The 18,131-nt window shown below is 64.5% G+C and carries 17 protein-coding genes and 1 pseudogene; 13 read left to right on the top strand and 5 right to left on the bottom strand.

Features of this window, described 5'->3' with window-relative positions; genetic code table 11:
• The first annotated feature begins 12 nt into the window (after positions 1-12).
• Positions 13-939 carry a cytochrome c gene (locus IVA87_RS17260; protein ID WP_247334384.1) on the top strand — a complete coding sequence of 309 codons (927 nt, stop codon included), beginning with the start codon at positions 13-15 and terminating at the stop codon, positions 937-939.
• Positions 940-1,085: 146 nt separating this feature from the next.
• Here the strand turns inward: IVA87_RS17260 and IVA87_RS17265 are convergent, their stop codons facing one another.
• Positions 1,086-1,331, bottom strand: a complete 246-nt coding sequence (locus tag IVA87_RS17265) for an Lrp/AsnC family transcriptional regulator (protein ID WP_247334386.1) — start codon at positions 1,329-1,331, stop codon at positions 1,086-1,088.
• 578 nt (positions 1,332-1,909) lie between these two features.
• Here IVA87_RS17265 and thiD point away from each other — a divergent pair.
• From thiD to IVA87_RS17285, 4 genes and pseudogenes are all read left to right on the top strand, one after another.
• Complete coding sequence (thiD, locus tag IVA87_RS17270) at positions 1,910-2,710, top strand: bifunctional hydroxymethylpyrimidine kinase/phosphomethylpyrimidine kinase (RefSeq protein WP_247334513.1); 801 nt, start codon at positions 1,910-1,912, stop codon at positions 2,708-2,710.
• A gap of 215 nt (positions 2,711-2,925) precedes the next feature.
• Positions 2,926-3,738, top strand: a complete 813-nt coding sequence (locus IVA87_RS17275) for a UDP-2,3-diacylglucosamine diphosphatase (protein ID WP_247300194.1) — start codon at positions 2,926-2,928, stop codon at positions 3,736-3,738.
• Positions 3,738-4,780 (top strand): annotated as a pseudogene (locus IVA87_RS17280) (glycosyltransferase family 1 protein). Before IVA87_RS17275 ends, IVA87_RS17280 begins: the two are co-directional and overlap by 1 nt.
• A gap of 64 nt (positions 4,781-4,844) precedes the next feature.
• Positions 4,845-5,828 carry a threonine/serine dehydratase gene (locus IVA87_RS17285; protein WP_247300191.1) on the top strand — a complete coding sequence of 328 codons (984 nt, stop codon included), beginning with the start codon at positions 4,845-4,847 and terminating at the stop codon, positions 5,826-5,828.
• Positions 5,829-6,107: 279 nt separating this feature from the next.
• Here the strand turns inward: IVA87_RS17285 and IVA87_RS17290 are convergent, their stop codons facing one another.
• On the bottom strand, positions 6,108-7,868 hold the full coding sequence (locus tag IVA87_RS17290; protein WP_247334388.1) for a caspase family protein: 1,761 nt from the start codon (positions 7,866-7,868) through the stop codon (positions 6,108-6,110).
• A 165-nt stretch (positions 7,869-8,033) separates the two neighbouring features.
• On the opposite strand from IVA87_RS17290, the gene IVA87_RS17295 reads away from it, so the two are divergent.
• The 5 genes from IVA87_RS17295 (at position 8,034) to IVA87_RS17315 (ending at position 10,850) form a co-directional block, all read left to right on the top strand.
• Positions 8,034-8,477 (top strand): RbsD/FucU domain-containing protein, encoded by a 444-nt coding sequence (locus IVA87_RS17295; RefSeq protein WP_247334390.1) that lies wholly within the window; start codon positions 8,034-8,036, stop codon positions 8,475-8,477.
• A gap of 47 nt (positions 8,478-8,524) precedes the next feature.
• Positions 8,525-8,920, top strand: a complete 396-nt coding sequence (locus IVA87_RS17300) for a hypothetical protein (RefSeq protein WP_247334392.1) — start codon at positions 8,525-8,527, stop codon at positions 8,918-8,920.
• A gap of 819 nt (positions 8,921-9,739) precedes the next feature.
• Complete coding sequence (locus IVA87_RS17305; protein ID WP_247334394.1) at positions 9,740-10,207, top strand: phasin family protein; 468 nt, start codon at positions 9,740-9,742, stop codon at positions 10,205-10,207.
• Positions 10,208-10,402: 195 nt separating this feature from the next.
• Complete coding sequence (locus IVA87_RS17310; protein WP_247278716.1) at positions 10,403-10,612, top strand: hypothetical protein; 210 nt, start codon at positions 10,403-10,405, stop codon at positions 10,610-10,612.
• A 40-nt stretch (positions 10,613-10,652) separates the two neighbouring features.
• On the top strand, positions 10,653-10,850 hold the full coding sequence (locus IVA87_RS17315) for a hypothetical protein (protein ID WP_247300180.1): 198 nt from the start codon (positions 10,653-10,655) through the stop codon (positions 10,848-10,850).
• A gap of 133 nt (positions 10,851-10,983) precedes the next feature.
• Here the strand turns inward: IVA87_RS17315 and IVA87_RS17320 are convergent, their stop codons facing one another.
• Positions 10,984-11,760: a Crp/Fnr family transcriptional regulator gene (locus tag IVA87_RS17320; RefSeq protein WP_247300179.1), complete on the bottom strand. Its 777-nt coding sequence runs from the start codon at positions 11,758-11,760 to the stop codon at positions 10,984-10,986.
• Between the two features lie 718 nt (positions 11,761-12,478).
• A complete protein-coding gene (locus IVA87_RS17325; protein ID WP_247334395.1) occupies positions 12,479-13,846 on the bottom strand; it encodes a hypothetical protein in 1,368 nt (455 codons plus the stop codon).
• Positions 13,847-13,921: 75 nt separating this feature from the next.
• Between IVA87_RS17325 and IVA87_RS17330 the strand changes: the two genes are divergently transcribed.
• A complete protein-coding gene (locus IVA87_RS17330) occupies positions 13,922-15,118 on the top strand; it encodes a major facilitator superfamily domain-containing protein 6 (RefSeq protein ID WP_247300174.1) in 1,197 nt (398 codons plus the stop codon).
• Here IVA87_RS17330 and dgcA read toward each other — a convergent pair.
• Entirely contained in the window at positions 15,088-16,083 is a 996-nt protein-coding gene (gene dgcA, locus IVA87_RS17335) for an N-acetyl-D-Glu racemase DgcA (RefSeq protein ID WP_247300172.1), read from the bottom strand. The genes IVA87_RS17330 and dgcA overlap by 31 nt on opposite strands.
• Before the next feature lie 134 nt (positions 16,084-16,217).
• Here dgcA and IVA87_RS17340 point away from each other — a divergent pair, with 134 nt between their 5' ends.
• Positions 16,218-17,351, top strand: a complete 1,134-nt coding sequence (locus IVA87_RS17340; RefSeq protein ID WP_247300170.1) for an ABC transporter permease — start codon at positions 16,218-16,220, stop codon at positions 17,349-17,351.
• A 2-nt stretch (positions 17,352-17,353) separates the two neighbouring features.
• Positions 17,354-18,124 carry an ABC transporter ATP-binding protein gene (locus IVA87_RS17345; protein ID WP_247300168.1) on the top strand — a complete coding sequence of 257 codons (771 nt, stop codon included), beginning with the start codon at positions 17,354-17,356 and terminating at the stop codon, positions 18,122-18,124.
• The last annotated feature ends 7 nt before the right edge of the window (positions 18,125-18,131 follow it).

Genomic DNA, 18,131 nt, shown 5'->3' on the forward strand with positions numbered 1-18,131 from the left:
GAATGGACGTGCATGTTGCAACGAACAATTCTCGTGGCGCTGCTTGCCGCGCTTGCCGCAGGTGGCGTCTATTGGTGGCTCAGCGCGCCCGTAGTGGCAGCCGCGGGCACCACGCCGCCGCACGCGCCTGATCTTGCCAATGGCGAGGTGATGTTCAACGCCGGCGGCTGCGCGTCCTGCCATGCCGTTCCCGGTCAGCCTGATCGTCTCAGGCTCGGTGGGGGCGTCGCGATCAAGTCGCCGTTCGGAACGTTTCACGCGCCGAACATTTCGCCCGATCCCAATGACGGCGTCGGCAAATGGACCGACGCCGATTTCGTTAACGCGGTGATGCACGGGGTCTCGCCGGCTGGGCAGCACTATTTTCCGGCGTTTCCGTATACGTCCTATCGGCACGCCAAGCGTGAGGATGTGCTCGACCTCTTTGCCTATCTGAAAACGCTACCGCCTGTTGCGGGCAAGGTGCGCGACCATGACGTCAGTTTTCCCTTCAACATCCGGCGCAATGTCGGCATCTGGAAATTCTTGTTTCTGGACGGCAAGCCGTTCGTCGCCGACGGCGCGAAGTCGCCGGCATGGAATCGCGGCGCCTATCTCGTGAACAGTTTGGGCCATTGCGCCGAATGCCACAGCCCGCGCAACGCGCTTGGCGGCATCATCGCGAGCGAGCGGTTTGCCGGCGGGCCCAATCCGGAAGGCGAGGGCTGGGTCCCCAACATCACCCAGAAGCGCCTTGGCGAGTGGAGCGCGAAGGACATCGCCTATTTCCTCAAGACTGGCGAACTGCCCGATGGCGACAGCGTCGGCGGCGCAATGACGCGCGTGATCAAGAACACCTCGCAACTGCCGGACGCGGATCTCGCGGCAATGGCGGACTACGTCAAATCGCTGCCGCCGGTGGACGGCCCGACCCCGCCCAAGCGCAAGCAGGGCAGCTAGTGCGTGATGAAGGCTAGCTCGATCGTGAGACTGTAACCCCTCACCCGGATCGCATCTATCGATGCGATCCGACCTCTCCCTTCGGGAGAGGTGAACCGTTGGCTCGCATCGATATAACCAAACTCATCCCGCATCGATGACGCCCGTTAGCCGGTGCCGAACGCCTTGAAGGTGATGATGGTGAGGGTGTCCTGGATGCCTGGCAGCACTTGCACCTTCTCGTTGACGAAATGGCCGATGTCGGTGTCCTTGTCGACGTAGAACTTCACGAGGAGGTCGTATTGACCGGCCGTGGAGTAGATCTCGGAGGCGATCTCGGCTTCGGCGATCGCATTGGCGACCACATAGGACTGGCCGAGCTTGCATTTGATCTGGACGAAAAAGGGAACCATCGCGGTCACTCCGAAAGCACATCTAGTCGGCTAATAGGCCAAAATCGGCCGGATTTAGCAAGCGAACTTGCCTGCCGCCAGATGTCGGTCCGGCGCTCAGCAGGTGACGGCCGCCGCGGCGAATGCATCCCTGAGCCGCTGCGCGAGCTCGACCTTGCGATACGGCTCGGTCAGCACGATCGCTTGCGCATGCGCGCGGCCCGGATTCAAGCTGGGCGCGATCCGAAGGCCATGATCATGCCGGAGCCCGAGCTCGTCCTGATCTCGACATTTTCGCGCAAGGCTCCCGCGCCAAATGGACTTTCGGGTCCGGGCGGCCCTCAACTGGCGGCGGCGGACAGTCCACCACTTGACGTCTCACGCATCGGCGAAGCACGCTGAGGGGCAAGACCATACCAAGAGAAGGGTGAGGTTGCATTTTGCAAAGCCTGCACGATTGCGGCCGCGTCCGCTTGCTTCGCTGGAGCACGGCGGTGTCGCGAATCAGCGCCGCTTGCAGCTGGTCGCGCTTGCTGGTGTTCCACGATCGCGCTAGGACAGGCCATGGCGGTGTCCGGATCAAGCAGATGTCTCCCGCGATGAGGACGCCCGTGGCGCTCACCATCGCCGGCTCCGATTCGAGCGGAGGCGCCGGCATCCAGGCGGACCTGAAGACTTTTGCCGCGCTCGGCGTCTATGGCGCCTCCGCCATCACGGCGTTGACGGCGCAGAACACGCGCGGCGTCACGGGTATTCACGCAGTGCCGGCCGAGTTCGTCACCGCGCAGATCGATGCGGTGTTTTCCGATCTCGATGTCGGCGCCGTAAAAATCGGCATGGTGGCCCAGGCCCCCAGCATTGACGCGATCGCGGCCGCGCTGTCGCGCTGGGCGCCCCGGCACGTGGTGCTCGACCCCGTGATGGTGGCAACGTCCGGCGACCGGCTGCTGGCCTCCGACGCCGTCAAGGCGTTGCGCACGAGACTGATACCGCTGGCCTCGGTGATCACGCCGAACCTGCCCGAGGCCGCTGCGCTGCTCGATGCACCGGTCGCGGCCAACCAGGCCGAGATCGAAAGCCAGGGGCGCCGCCTGCTGGCGCTCGGCTGCCGCGCGGTCCTGATCAAGGGAGGACACGGCGAGGGCGCGGAGAGCGTCGACTATCTGGTCGATGCCGACAACGCCATCGCGCTCGCGGCGCCCCGCCTTGCCACCGAGAACACCCATGGTACCGGCTGCTCGCTGTCCTCGGCCGTCGCGGCGGGTCTCGCCAGAGGCGAGGCGCTCGAGCAGGCGGTCCGCAACGCCAAGGCCTGGATCAGCGCTGCGATTGGCGCCGCCGACCGCTTCAGCGTCGGCCACGGCCACGGGCCGATCCATCATTTCCAAAAGTTCTACTGACGACCGCTCGCTCAAGCGGGAGAGGGAGCGGCCTGCCCTCCGGGCTTCCAGTGCGAACCTGATCTTGGACGAGGCTCTGCGCGCCATGTCGCCTGATTGTCGCATGCGACTGATATTCGCAGGGCAGGCGAGGCAAGGCGTGATTCGTATCGGAAGGTGCCTCAAAAGTTCAATCGGTCATCCCCCTGTCACGGGACATTGTTACAGGCTGGCGCATGGGAAGTTACGATGTGAGTGACGAGAGCCCGGAGCGGCGCTTTCGCACGTTGTTCATCTCCGACGTCCATCTCGGAGCCCGCGGTTCTCAAGCCGATCTTCTGCTGGACTTCCTGCGCTACCACGATGCCGACACCATCTATCTCGTCGGCGACATCGTCGACGGCTGGGCGCTGAAATCGAGCTGGCACTGGCCGCAATCCCATAACGATCTCGTCCAGAAGCTGCTGCGCAAGGCGCGCAAGGGCGCCAAGGTCATCTACATTCCCGGCAATCACGACGAGTTCCTGCGCAACTATTACGGCACGCATTTCGGCGGCATCGACGTGGTCGAAAACACCGTGCATACCGGCGTCGACGGCAAGCGCTATCTCGTGATTCACGGCGACATCTTCGACCTCGTGGTGCAGAACGCGCGCTGGCTCGCTCATCTCGGTGACAAGGCCTACGATTTCGCGATCCAGATGAACCGCCTCGTCAACTTCTTCCGCCGCTTGTTCGGCGTGCCCTATTGGTCGCTGTCGCAATGGGCCAAGCAGAAGGTCAAGAACGCCGTCAACTATATCGGCGCGTTCGAACAGGCGCTCGCCGCCGACGCGCGACGTCACGACGCGGACGGCGTGATCTGCGGCCACATCCATTACGCCGTGATCCGCGACGAGGCCGGCATTCGCTACATGAATTGCGGCGACTGGGTCGAGAGCTGCACCGCGCTGGTCGAGCACGACGACGGCCGTTTCGAGATCATCACCTGGGCGGATCATTTGCAGAAGCCGGCAACCGTCCCGCAGGTCGCGGCAAGAGCTGCCTGATGCGTATCCTGGTCGCGACCGACGCCTGGCACCCGCAAGTCAACGGTGTGGTTCGGACGCTGACCAAGCTGGCCGACGCGGCAGAGGGGCTCGGCGTCGCGTTCACGTTCCTGACGCCGCAATCGTTCCGCACCTTTGCCATGCCGAGCTATCGCGACGTGCGCCTCGCCATGCCGCGCCCGGCGCGAATTGCAAAGCTGATCGAAGAAGCACGTCCGGACAGCATCCACATCGCGACGGAGGAGCCGATCGGCCTGATGGTCCGCCGCTATTGCCGCCAGCGCAAGCTGCCGTTCACGACCAGCTTCCATACCCGCTTTCCAGAATATGTCCGGGCTCGCGTGCCAGTGCCGGGCTCGCTGATCTGGCGCGCGCTGCGCCGCTTCCATGCGCCCAGCCGCGCCGTGATGGCGGCGACGCCTGCGCTCGCGCGCGAGCTCGCCGAGCGCGGCTTCGACAATGTCGTGCTGTGGCCGCGCGGCGTCGACACCCATTTGTTCCATCCGCGCGCGGTCGACCTGTGTCTGCCGGCGCCGGTGTTCCTCTCGGTCGGCCGGGTCGCGGTGGAGAAGAACCTCGAGGCCTTTCTCGACCTCGACCTGCCCGGCACCAAGGTGATCGTTGGTGACGGTCCGGCGCGGGCCTCGCTCAAGAGGCCTATCCCGATGCGATCTTCCTCGGCGAGAAGCACGGCGAGGCGCTGGCGGAAATCTATGCTGCGGCCGACGTCTTCGTGTTCCCGAGCAAGACCGACACTTTCGGCCTGGTCCTGCTGGAGGCGCTCGCAAGTGGCCTGCCGGTGGCGGCCTTTCCGGTGAAGGGACCCCGCGACGTGATCGGCAATGCGGCGGTCGGCGCGCTCGATCACGATCTGCGCACCGCCTGCTTCGCCGCGCTCGACATCTCCAGGCAGGACTGCGTCGCGTTCGCCGCCAATTACACCTGGGAGGCTTCGGCCCGGGCTTTCCTGGCCAGCATCGAGGCGCTGGGCGCGGTGCTGCCCGGCCGGAAAGGGGCGGAACCGCCGCGCTTCGTGGCCTAATCGACAAAAAATCCTCGCGGGGAGATGTCTTGCTCGCGGCTCCCAGGCCGCGATAAGGTCTGATATGATCGAACAGCTCCTCCCGGTCGGCCCCGCCGACATCGACGCCGCAGCGCGCGTGATCGCGCCTTACGCCATCCGCACCCCGCTGTTGTCTTTCCCCGTGCTCAACGAGCGCGTCGGCGCAAAGGTCTTCCTGAAGCCGGAGATGCTCCAGCGCACCGGCTCGTTCAAGTTCCGTGGCGCCTTCAACAAGGTATTCTCGATCCCGCAGGACAAGCGCGCCGGCGGCGTCGTCGCATTCTCCTCCGGCAACCACGCCCAGGGCGTGGCGGCCGCGGCGAAGATCCTCGACATGCAGGCGACGATCGTGATGCCGGCGGATGCGCCGCTGTCCAAGCGCGAGCGCACCAAATCCTACGGCGCCGAGGTCGTGCTGTACGATCGCGACCGCGACGACCGCGAGGCGATCTCGCGCGGCATTGCCGAGAAGCGCGGTGCGACGCTGGTCAAGCCGTATGACGATCCCTTCGTGATTGCGGGGCAGGGTACCGCCGGCCGCGAGATCGCCGAGGACATGGCGGGCCTCGGCCTTGCCCCCGACATCGTGGTGGCGCCGGCTTCCGGCGGCGGCCTGATCGCGGGCGTCGCGACGGCCGTGAAGGCGCGCTATCCGCTGGCCGAAATCGTGGTCGCGGAGCCCGAGGCGTTCGACGATCACGGCATTTCGCTGACCGCGGGTCATCGCGAGCCGCATCCGCCGGCAGGCCGCACCATCTGCGATGCGCTGATGGCCCTGATGCCCGGCGAGATGACGTTTGCGATCAACAGCAAGCTGCTCGCGCGCGGTGTCACCGCGTCGGATGCCGAAGTCGGTGCTGCCGTGGCGTTTGCCTATCGGGAGCTCAAGCTCGTGGTGGAGCCGGGCGGGGCCGTTGGCCTTGCCGCGCTGCTGGCGGGACGTCTCGACGTCGCCGGCAAGAACGTCGTGATCGTGCTCTCCGGCGGCAATGTCGATGCGGATCTGTTCGCCGAGCTGGTGGCTTAATGGATTCCGGGCTTGCGCCTCTAGGCGCATCCCGGAATGACGATGTGCAAGAGCTGACATGAAGAAGGGGCAGAGCGTTGCCGCTCTACCCCTTTTGCATTTGTGGCTTGGCGGATTCAGCTTGCCCCTTGCTCGGTGCAACCTCTCCCGCTTGCGGGGGAGGTCGGCGCGAAGCGCCGGGTGGGGGCTCTTTCCTCTTGGGGGTCCTCGACTGTGGAAGCACCCTCTCCCCAACCCTCCCCCGCAAGCTGGGGGAGGGCGCGCACCTTCTCCGCGCGATCAGTGCATGAAGCTCCGGCGATTGTTGCCGCCCATGCTCGGCGCCTGGTTCATCGACTGGCGAAAGTTGTTGCCGCTGTTGACCATGCGGGTCGGCATCGTGTTGAGCTGCGGACGATTGTTCGCCACGTTGTTCTGGACCTGCACCTTGTTCACCGGATTGTTGTTGAGCTTCACGATGCCGGTGTTGCCGTTGTTGATGCGGATCGGGTGGTTCTGGGTCTGAACGTTGATCGGCTTTGCCTCGACGTTCGGGCCGCCCTTGCCGACATTGACCGGCATGCTCACGATCCTGCCGGGTTTGCCGTTGGCGTTGCCGCCATTCGGCATGGTGTTGGTCGGCGCAGGCAGGGTGACGATCTTGCCCGGGGTTTGCGACGGCGTGCCGTTCTGCTGGTTCGACTGGTTGTTGCCTGCCGGCAGGTTGACGATGTGGCCGCCATTGCCGAGCTTGCCGATCACATTGCCGTCGAGCGGCTTCTGCACGACCGGCAGGTCGCCGTTCACATGCGCGCCGCCATTGCCCTGCTGCATCAGCGGCATGTATTTGGGCTGACCGAGATTGCCGATCTTGAGCGTCGGGGCAATGTTCTGCGGCGCCAGGAATTTGGTCGCCTGCATCAACGGGATCTCCTTCGGCTGCGCCTGCAGCTTCAGCGCGACATGCGCATAGGGGCTGTTGCTGAAGCTGTCATGGAAGCTCTTGTAGCCAACAGGCGAATTCGCGAGCACAGCCTTGTGCCAGGCCTGCGAGATCAGGAGATTGTTGAGCAGCCACCGGACGTGGTCGCAAAGCGGGTCGTGCGGGTACATCTGAATGAACTCCTGATAATATTCCGGCCGGCCCTCGGACACGACGTAATCATAAGCCTGGCGGGTCGAGCGGCTCGGCAGGTTGGAGGCCATTTGCACCACCGGCGCTTTCACTGGCGCGCGGTTGGCGGCAACGGCGGTGTCGCCGAAGAAGGTGAAATCCGAGGTCAGCGACGAGCTTTCCCACGGGATCTGCGCACCGCTGGTGGTCTGGTTCACTTGCAGGCGCACGCGCTTGAACAGCTGTTCGATCGGCACGTTGGGCTCGCGCGCGACGTTCAGGAAGGCCTGCGTGTAGGGGCTGTGGCCGTTGGTGCCGTCGAGCGCTTCGGCGCCCGGCGCGGTCGAGTAGCCGACGATCGAGCCGTTCGGCGCATCGACGATGGCGAGGCCGCGGCCGGCGTCGTTGACCTGGGGGAAGGGGTTGTTGCGGCAGGCATCGAGGATGACGATGCGCATGCGGCTCGGGATCGTCTCCAGCGTCGACATTACGTCGACCAGGCGCACCGAATTGTTGACGAGCTCGGTCGGGCTCGACACCTTGGCGTCGACGGGAACGAGATAGTTTTCGCCGGCGAGCTGCACGCCGTGCCCGGCGTAGTAGACCATCGCCACCGTGTTCGGACCGCGCGAAGCGACCTTGGCGGAAAAGTCCTGGACGACGCGCAGCATGTCGTTCTGGGTCAAGTCGGTCGCGGCGACCACTTCGAAGCCGGCTGAGTTCAAGAACTGCGCCATCGATTGCGCGTCATCGTCGGGGTTCGCAAGGTGCGGCGCGTTCTGGTAGTTCGCATTACCGATCACCAGCGCGACCCGCTGCTCCGGGCCTTGCAGCGCAGTGGGAGTCGGTGCAACCGGGGCGACTTGCGCGGAAACGGGCCCGCAGGCGAAGCCGAACAGGCTTCCCAGGAAACCCGCAGTCATCAGGAAATGCTTTAGGCGGAACATGGCGTGCTCCTTTGGCACTCATCTCGATGCGAGATTGGTTGCGAAGGAGCCTGACCGCGTTCGAGTTGGACGTCCGTGATCACGATCACGATGGTAGGCTCCGTGACCTGAATCACGTTTGGAACCTGCTATCGTTTGCCATCGCTTGGGAGGACAGTCCGTCACATGCTGAAATTGATCGATCCGATCCTGACACCCGACCTGCTCTGGCTGCTCGCCTCGATGGGCCACGGCGACGATCTTGTGGTCGTCGACGCGAACCACCCCGCAACCCGCATTGCCGCGGCGACCTCGTCGCAGCGCCTGATCCAGTTGCCTGGCATGCGTATGGAGACGGCCGTCCGTGCCATCATGACGCTCTATCCGCTCGATGATTTCGATCCCGATCCGGTGCGCGTGATGATGCCGGTGGACGATTCCGATCGAGTCCCGGAGGTGCAGCGCGCCGTGTTGGCGGAGATCGAACGCGCGGCCGGCGGCCCCGTTGCTCCCGGCAAACTCTCACGGGCGCATTTCTATCGCGCGGCGGCGGCGGGCTTCGGCGTCGTGAAGGTGGGCGACAGCCGAGGTTATGGCTGCTTCCTGATCCGCAAGGGCGTGATCAGCTAGGGAATAATTCTGCGCAAGGTCGCGCAGAACTCTGCACCCGAATTTGAATGGCCTCCGCGCAACCGACCGACTATGGTCGATTCATGTCTCGCCTTGTGTGTCTATCTGTTGCTGTCATCCTGTCGCTGCTCCCCGCCGTCGCGCCGGCTGCGTCAATTCAAAAGCGGCCCAAGCCGGTCTGGCAAGGCTACGGCTTTCTGCCGGGCTATCGGCAGCCGCTCAGCAACAGCATCCCGCTTTACAACCAGAAGGACGCGATGCGTCGCCTGTCGCGCGCCGACCGGCGCCACTGGTACATCGATCCGGTTCCTCAGTATTACCGTTGGGACGGCGAGTGGCACTATTTCGGCCGCCCCGGCTTCGGCGGCGGCCGCTACAATGGCGGCAGTTTCGGGCCGTGCTGGACGCGGACGCCGATCGGGCCGATCTGGAATTGCGGGTGATTGCTCGCGCGGCGCTCTCGCGCCCCGGAGGCAGCGCAGCGCTCCTTCGGCGATGCGCTGCAGAGCCGGGGCACCGCGGCCGATGAAAATGGGACCACAACGGCGCTTTGGCGCTCCTGTCGCTCTCCGAAGGCAAGCGGCGTCCGTTGCCATCGGGATGTCCTTTATACGTTCCGCAATTCTTTGGCGCGCAGCCCCTCCGCATGGCGCATGGACTACTGGTCACAGTCGGCTGCGTGTGGATGGCCGCTTGCCTTTGGCGGCGAGAGCAGTTGGACCCGAATCTCAGAGCCGCACTCCGATGGCCTGCGCCTAACGACAAGGTCGGCTCGCGCCAAGGCCGGGCCGCGTCGCAGCGAGACGCGTGCCCGAGGGTAGAATGGCGCGCCGCTAGTTCCTTCGCCACGGCGATTTGCATTACGGCGACAGTGCTTCAACTGGACTGGGTCGGAGAGCTGGCCGGTTTTGGCGGCGATAGCATACTCCGAAATGGCGCGACGCCCGCCACCGACGCAGGAACGATTCAGAGCGCGCTCGCGCGGAGTGCCTCACACCCCTGACGAGGCTCCCACCGCACAGCACAATTCCTGTAGATATGACGACTGCGTGTCTTGACATCTGAGAGAAAAATTTCACCGAGAGTCGCACATCGAACCGACAGCGTCCGCTTGCTTCGCGCATGATGGCATCTCAGGGCCGGGGTTAAGAGCTCCTTTGAATCTGATCGAACATGGAAGCGGGGACATGTCCTCGCCTCCAGTCCCATGAGGCAAGTCAACCTCTCGGGAAATGATGCCGCTTGAGAACGAGGATGGTGCCGTGAGTGAACGCGAAGTGAAAGTTGGACTGAACGGGACGAATGGTTACGCAATTCCGTTATTCGGGTTCCCGAATATCCCGCTGTCTAGCGCGATCGGCGGTTTCGCCGAGCAGGGGGTCGCCAGCGCACAGCAAGGCTGCGAGAAGATCAAGGTCGCGTCGGCGGAGATGGCGGAAGCGCTGCGTGAGACGTATTCGAGCAATGCCAAGGGCGCAACCGACTACGCGGCCAAGCTGATCGAAATGTCGAACGCCAATACGGTGTCTGCGATCGACTTCTTCGCGCAGGCCCTGGGTAGTAAGTCAGTCCCGGATGTTTTCACCTTGTCCGTTGCGCAAGCGCGCAAGACCTTCGACACCGCGTCCGCCCAGAACAAGGAATTGTGGGGGCTTGGGGAGAAGCTTGCGAAAGAAGCCGGCGAGCCGATCAAGAAGTACTTCGCCAAGGTCCTGCATCCGGCCAGCTAAAAAGCTCTCGTCCAGGAGTCCTTCAGCAGGGAAACCGGCCCGTCGGAACAAGCCTCGCCACGAACATGCCCCCACATGCTCGACCAATAATGGCCAGGTGCGCGATGCCCCCCAAGTAGCCGCACCAATAAGAGGCGCAATCTGACGGGCCGGCCTTTGTTTCGGAATGCAAGCTGACGTGCAAAGGGAGGTCACATGGGAATGGTCATGATCAAATGCCCGCGAAGCGGCCGCGCTATCCCCACCGGCATCAAGGCCGATCGCGAGAGTTTTTTGCGCAGCATTGTGTTTTTCAGGCGCACCCATTGTCCGATCTGTCAGGCCGATCACGCCTGGTTTGCACAGGAAGGCTGGGTGGATGAGCCGAGCGCTCGCGCAGCGCCGCAGCCGTGGCACACGGCCTGACCGACCCCACAGCTCGTGGATCGTAATCTGGAGGGACACGATGGCGGGGACGCAAACAACCAATGCACGCTCCGTCTTCCTGATGCAGGCCAGAGAATTTCTTGACGAAGCACGACGACTGAAGCCGGGCCCCGCGCGCAACGAACTGCGCGAGGTGGCGGCGGTGCTGCGCGAGCTTGCGAAAATCGAGGCGCAATGCAAACCTGCAGGGGACAGTGATCGACCCGAGAGAACGTGATCAGGTTCGACGCCGCTCCGTCCTTCTCTCTCCGGCAACTGGCTTTTAGTTCACCAGCGCCCTCCTGACTTCCTCGGAAGGAGGAGGGCAATCGTGCAAGGTTGCGGCGTGTCTCGACCCAATTGAAAGCAGCTTACCCAGCGCCGCCGGGTTCGCTGGTCAGGATTCGCCGATCACGCGAAACGGCCGTTTCGCGTGATCGGCCCATCCCCATCGAGAACACCTCCTCGATTTCGCGCCGCATGGTGTCGTGGCACTCGCAGGCGGCCGCCGCCAGTCGGGACCGGTCGATTTCGATCTGGCCTCTTCGATCAGAGATGATCGCAGCGGACGCGCGCAGATTGCGCATCAAGAGCGTCACCGTCGTTCGTCGGACACCGAGTATTTGCGACAGCTCCTGCTGGGTGAGCGGAAGGACGTCTTGGTCGACGCAGTCGCGCAACTGAAGCAGCCAACGCGACATGCGGGCTTCGACCGGATGCAGCGCATGGCAGGCCGAGCCGAGCTGAAACTGGATGAGCATCGCTCTAACGTGGCTCTGGATTGCGTGGCGGATCGCAGGGCTCCGGCCAAAAGCGGCGTGAAATCGCGACGCGGAAATCCGAGAGGCGGTGCCCGCCACCCGAACGATGGCGGTAATGGCCGAAGGCGACGGCCCCAGCACCGAAAGACTGCCTACGACCCCATCACGCCCGATCACTGCGGTTGCAACCGTCCGGCCATCCGCCATGTCGACCATCAGCGAGATGGCGCCGGCATGAGGAAAGAAGACGTAATCGACCTGCTCGCCCGCTCGCGAGAGCACCGCGTTGTGATCGAGGACGACCGTCTCCAGCTCGGGCGCCAGCAGATCGAAGTCTGATCGCGGAAGTGTTGCAAGAAGGCGGTTACCAAATCCGCCGGAAGCCATTACCACAGCGAAGCCGCGGTAACGCTTGCACCGCTTCCTCCATTCGAAGCGGCACCGAACAGCGATCTCAACATTTGTTTAAGTCTGCTTTCTCTACACGCACTGATATCCAATTCATTTTCCAGACGCCTTCGCTCTCAACAACAATCTCAACGCTCAACCGCGCAACTCCACGATTTCGATGCAAGTGCACCGCGGGCAGCAATGCAATTGCAAAATGCGCATGGGTAAAACCCTACGGCCAGACGGAATCCCAGTGTTCCACATGCTTCGTTTACTGTTGCGCATTGAGCAATCCCAGTTTCGCTCGACATGGAACAGATCAACTTATCGAATGTGTCTGCGAATTGCTGTCCTACGCCGCAAACGCACTCACGATCTGGATAGTCACAAGCTTAATCTCCTCGCACCAGGAGATGGCATTGCGCTGCCGCCAAGATGTGCACTGACCTCGCAAGCCGAGAGCATCAACAGCGAAACGGTTGTCGCGGAGCTACCTACGCTTCGGCCGATGTGGACGCGTTGATTGCGGCTTGTTCCAAGTACGGCCGTGGCAGCCTGACGCGACGCTTGCTCGCAATCGGCAGACGAGATCGTACAAGATCGCGAAGTCGGCGCCCATGTAGCAGCGGGGAACGTGGCTTCTGGGTTCCGGCTCTGCGCATCAACGCAAAGGGCGTTGCTGCTAATCCGGGACACGGGAGTGGGGTGCTGAGGTTTACGAGAAGAACGCGATCTTCTCGGCCTGGGTCATGCGGCGGATGGGCGCGAGCGGGTCGTTCGCCGGCGCGCGGGGCTTCTGCAAGATGCCGCTGGCGAGGATGGTGGCGCCGAGCGAGGGCTCCGGCAAGGACGCGGACAGCGGCGAGGGCATCGGCAGCGGCGCGGTTGGCGCTGCCGCGAATGTTGCCGTGGCCGCCATGGCCGGGGCCTGCTGCTCCATCACTTCGGCGGCAGCTTCCGCGATGGCGTCGGTGAGGCGCGCGAGCGACTCCATCGCGATCGGCGCGTCTGCGGGCTCTTCCTCGACCGCTGCGACGACCGGCTCTGGCGCGATCGGCTCCGGCAACTCCGCCGCAACGGGAGCTGCGACCTCGAAGTCGGAATCCGGCGCGGCCATCTCCAGCGCGATGGCCTCGAGGATGGCTTCGTCCTCGGCTTCCGCGGCGGCATCGAGCGCGAACGCATCGGTTGCTTCCGTCAAGGCGGCCGGTTCAGTGGCCGGCTCTTCAAACGAGGCGCCTTCAAGCTCGGCATCATCAGGCACGACATTGTCGAGCGCAGCGCTTTCGGGAGCGATCTGGCTTTCGGCGACGATCTCCGGCGCGACTGCGGTGTCCATGGCCCGCTCGGCAACGGCCGACGTCTCAGTGACGCCAGGTGCTTCGACCTCCGGAGTGGCTGCGATGTCCTGCGGCGCCTCCGTAGAAGCCACGGGGGCTTCGCTGGCCATCGCGCCAGGTGCGACTTCGGCAGGCGGCAGGTCTGCCGCAGACGACGGCGCCTCCTGCCTCGGAGCCGGCTCGTAAGGCGCCGCTTGGGGCGTTGCGCCGCCGTCGAGTTGCTCGAGCCGATCCCTCAGCAGATCGAAGGCCGCCTGGAGCTCGACGCGGGGGTCGATGGTCGAAATCTGTCCGCAGGCCGCCTCGATCGAGGCGAGCTGCGAATCAATGAGGTCGCAGATTCGCCCGTCGGCGCCGATCTCGCGCCAGCGCCAGGAGATCTCCTTGATGATACGCACCCCGCGCGGGATCGGCGCGAGGCTCGCCTCGATCGCGGCGGGATCGAACGCCGCGATCGCAATCGTCTCGGCCTCGCGGATGGCGCGGCGGATATCGACCAGCGCCTCGGGCAGGCGGTCCTCGACGACGGGTTGTCGCTGTGCCGCAAGGGTTTCTTCGATCTTCGCAACCGCATCGAGCACCATGCGGGTGTCGGCATTGCGGTTGCGCTTGGCATATTCGCCGAGGAACCAGCGGCCGCGCGCGGTCTCCATGAAGGCTTCGCGGATCGCGTCGTAATCCTGCTCGTTCGGCTCGGCCGCGCGGGCAGACATGGGCGAAAGGGCGAATGCTTCGTTGGCCATGACAATCTCGTCGCGCAAATCACCGCGCGTTACTGTAACGATCACCACGATATCGACCGAATCGCAATTGGTTTGATGGCAGGCGAATCACAAATCCCCATCGCGGAAGCCAAGAAGCGGCGATTCGCCGTGAGCCTCGCCCTGTTCTATTCGGCCGTCTTCGCGGTCTCGGGCACGCATCTGCCGTTCTTCCCGGTGTGGCTGAAGGCGATCGGCGTCGACGCGGCCTGGATCGGCCTCATCAACGCGCTGCCGGCGATCACGCGCTTCACCACGCTGCCGCAAGTGACCGCCTTTGCCGAAAAGCGGCAGGCTATTCGCGCCGCCATGATGGTATCGGTGCTGGTGACGGCGATCGGCTTTACCGCGGTCGGCTTGCAGCAGCAGCCGCTGGCGCTGTTCCTGATCTATGCGCTGACCTGCATGATGTGGACGCCGACGATGCCGCTGACCGATGCCTACGCGCTGCGCGGTGTCGCGCGTTACGGGCTCGATTACGGGCCGTTGCGGCTGTGGGGCTCGGCGGCGTTCGCCGCAGGCTCGCTCGCCTGCGGCTATCTCGTCGACAGCATCGCGCCGCGTGATCTGATCTGGGTCATCGTCGCATGGACCGTAGTCGCGGTTCTCGCCAGCCTGCTGCTTCAGCCGCTCGACGAGGTCAGGCGCAGGACCGCCGAGACGCATGCCGGCAAGGCCTTGCTGCGCGATGGCGGCTTTTGGGCGATCATCGCCTCGGCGGCGCTGATCCAGGGCAGCCACGTCGCCTATTACACCTTCTCGGCCATCAACTGGCAGCTCCAGGGTCTCGGCGGGCTGACGATCGCGGCCCTGTGGACGCTGGGTGTGATCGCGGAGATCGTCGTGTTCGCCCTTTCGCCGCGCTTCTCGCTGCATCCGTCCACGATGATGGCGATCGGGGGGCTCAGCGCGGTGGTGCGCTGGATCGTCACCGCCAACGAGCCGCCGCTGGCGCTGCTCGCGATCGTGCAACTCGGCCACGGTCTCACCTTCGGCATGACCATCGTCGGCACCATGAATCTCCTGGTGCAGCGCGTGCCGCCGCACCAGATCGCGCGGGGACAGGGCTACTACGCCGCGTGCAACGGTCTATTGGGCGCAACGACCTCGATCGCGTCAGGCGCGATCTACGCCCGCATCGGCGACGGCCTGTATTACGTCATGGCCGCGATGGCCGCTGCCGGTGCGCTGGTGATCTGGTCGGCGCGGCACCGGCTCAAGTCTCATCCCCAGAGCGAAGCGTCCGGCGGGTAAACCAGGCTGTCGTCATAACGCAGGCCGTGATCGCGATCGCGCGCCAGCAGCAGCGGGCCGTCGAGATCGACGAAGCGCGCCTGCGGCGTCACCAGCATCGCAGGCGCCATCGACAGTGAGGTCGCGACCATGCAGCCGATCATGATCTCGAAGCCGAGCGACTGCGCGGCATCGGCCATGGCCAGCGCCTCGGTGAGGCCGCCGGTCTTGTCGAGCTTGATATTCACGGCGTCGTAGCGCGCACGCAGGGGCTCGAGCGACGAGCGGTCGTGCACGCTCTCGTCGGCGCAGACCGTGACCGGACGCTTGATCCGTGCCAGCGCCTCGTCCTTGCCGGCGGGCAGCGGCTGCTCCACGAGCGTGACGCCGACGTCGGCGCAGGCGGCAAGATTGTGCTCCAGATTGGCCTCGCTCCAGCCCTCGTTGGCGTCGACGATCAGCTCGGATTCGGGGGCGGCCTTGCGCACCGCCGCGATCCGCGCCGGATCGTCTTCGCCGCCCAGCTTGATCTTGAGCAGCGGCCGGTGTGCGGCCTTGGCGGTTGCCGCGGCCATGCTCTCGGGCGTGCCGAGGGAGATGGTGTAGGCGGTCGTACGCTCGCCGGGCTCCGGGCGGCCCAGCAGGTTCCAGGCGCGCAGGCCGGCCACCTTGGCCTCGAGGTCAATCAGGGCGCAATCTAGCGCGTTACGAGCCGCCCCAGGCGGCATTGCCGCCTGGAGGGCCTGCCGCGTCAGCCCGCCCGCCACGGCCTGCTGCATGGCCTGAATGGCGCCGAGCGTCGCCTCCGGAGTCTCGCCGTAGCGGGGGTAGGGCACGCACTCGCCGCGGCCGGTCAGCCCGTCCTGACTGACCTCCGCCACGACGGTCACGGCCTCGGTCTTGGCCCCCCGGCTGATGGTAAAGCTGCCGGCAATCGGAAAGCGTTCGATTCGTGCCGCCAGGGAGACAAGTTTGCTGGAAGTCATTTTGAACTCTGGCGAAATCTGAACCTGCTGGTTACCTGTAGCAACTAATAGTGGCCAGTTGGGGATACCTTCTCTAGGTAAGGGCGCGTGCGCAACCTTCTGTTTTCCTCCGTCCCGGCAGGGGAGCGGACATCTTGAGCGGCGATCCGAAGCTGGAACGGGTTGCCAAGGGCAATGCGCTTGCACTCTGCGCCACCGGGACCTGGACCGCGAGCTTCGCGCCGGTCCTGGAGCGGCTGGTGGCCGATGCCGAGCAGCTCGCCGGCAACCCCCAAAGCATTTTCATCGACGTCTCCGAGGTCGCCAAGCTCGACACGTTCGGCGCCTGGCTGATCGAGCGGCTGCGCCGCAGCCTGACGAAAGGACCTGTCGAGGCCCAGATCGCGGGGCTCTCCGCCAATTATTCGAGCCTGGTGGACGAGGTGCGGCGGGTCAGGGCGACGCCCGTGGTCGACGGCAGCACGATCACCATCATCGGCATGCTGGAGCAGATCGGCCGGGCGGTCGCCGGCGTTGCCGGTACGATGGCGGGCCTCGTCGACATGCTCGGCGCGGTGCTCGCCGCGGGCTTTCGCGTCCTGATCCACCCGCGCTCGTTCCGCCTGACCTCGACCGTGCACCACATGGAGCAGGTCTGCTGGCGCGCGGTGCCGATCATCGTGCTGATCACCTTCCTGATCGGCTGCATCATCGCCCAACAAGGCATCTTCCATTTCCGCAGGTTCGGCGCCGATATCTTCGTCGTCGACATGCTCGGCGTGCTGGTGTTGCGCGAGATCGGCGTGCTGCTGGTCGCGATCATGGTCGCCGGCCGCTCGGGCAGCGCCTACACCGCCGAGCTCGGCTCGATGAAGATGCGCGAGGAGATCGACGCGCTGCGCACCATGGGGTTCGACCCGATCGAGGTGCTGGTGCTGCCGCGCATGATGGCGCTCGTGATTGCGCTGCCGATCCTCGCTTTCCTCGGCGCGATGGCCGCGCTCTATGGCGGCGGGCTCGTCGCCTGGCTTTATGGCGGTGTCCAGCCGGAGGCCTTCTTGTTGCGGCTGCGCGACGCCATCTCGATCGATCATTTCATCGTCGGTATCGTCAAGGCACCCGTGATGGCCGCGGTGATCGGCATCGTCGCCTGCGTCGAAGGGCTTGCCGTGCAGGGCAGCGCGGAATCGCTCGGACAGCACACGACCGCGTCGGTGGTGAAGGGCATCTTCTTCGTCATCGTCATGGACGGCATCTTCGCCATCTTCTTCGCCTCGATCGGGATGTGACGATGGCAGGCGAGATCCAGAACCCCATCATCCAAGTCCGCGATGTCACCGTGCAGTTCGGCGCAACGCGCGTGCTCGATGGCCTCAACCTCGACGTCAAGCGCGGCGAGATCCTTGGCTTCGTCGGTCCCTCGGGCGCCGGGAAATCGGTGCTGACGCGCACCATCATCGGCCTCGTGCCGAAGGTCGCAGGCTCCATCGAGGTGTTCGGCGTCGACCTCGATTCCTCCAGCACGTCGCAACGGCGAAATGTCGAGCGGCGCTGGGGCGTGCTGTTTCAGCAGGGCGCGCTGTTCTCCTCGCTCACGGTGCGGCAGAACATCCAGTTTCCGATGCGCGAATACTTGCGCGTGTCGCAGCGGCTGATGGACGAGATCACCATGGCCAAGCTGGCCATGGTCGGTCTCAGGCCGGAAGTTGCCGAGCGCTTCCCGTCCGAGCTCTCCGGCGGCATGATCAAGCGCGTGGCACTCGCCCGTGCACTGTCGCTGGATCCGGATCTCGTCTTCCTGGACGAGCCGACCTCGGGCCTCGATCCGATCGGCGCCGGCGACTTCGACGAGCTGGTCAGGACGCTCCAGCGCACTTTGGGACTGACCGTTTTCATGGTAACGCACGACCTCGATAGCCTTTACACAGCATGTGACCGCATCGCCGTTCTAGGAAACGGTAAGATCATTGCAGCAGGGTCGATCGCCGACATGCAGGCCTCGCAGCATCCCTGGCTGAGACAATATTTCCATGGCAAGCGCGCCCGCGCGGTGATGGGCTGAGGTGCCG

The sequence above is a fragment of the Bradyrhizobium sp. 147 genome, from assembly GCF_023073935.1.
Lineage (GTDB): Bacteria > Pseudomonadota > Alphaproteobacteria > Rhizobiales > Xanthobacteraceae > Bradyrhizobium.